This window comes from Anaerovorax odorimutans, from assembly GCF_024459955.1.
Taxonomy (GTDB): domain Bacteria; phylum Bacillota; class Clostridia; order Peptostreptococcales; family Anaerovoracaceae; genus Hominibacterium; species Hominibacterium odorimutans_A.
Map to the genome: position 1 here is coordinate 1 of NZ_JANFXK010000175.1, position 251 is coordinate 251.

Annotated in this window: 1 protein-coding gene; it reads left to right on the forward strand. The window is 56.2% G+C overall.

Annotated elements, in window-relative coordinates:
* Positions 1-251, forward strand: a 251-nt coding sequence (locus NE619_RS18370; RefSeq protein WP_256133908.1) for a hypothetical protein, incomplete at both ends; no start/stop codon positions are given.

Genomic DNA, 251 nt, shown 5'->3' on the forward strand with positions numbered 1-251 from the left:
CGGCGAGGCTGCGACCAAATGCCGCTTCTCCCAATAAATCCTGCGACCATTACATCCCAAAAGACACCTTAGTCGCAGAGGCATCGCTTGTGGCGGCAAGGCTGCGACCAAATCCCGGGTTCCCTGATGAATCCCGCGACCATTGCGCTCCCAAAGACGCCTTGGTCGCAAGAGCATCACTTGCAACGGCGAGGCTGCGACCAAATGCCGCTTCTCCCAATAAATCCTGCGACCATTACATCCCAAAAGAC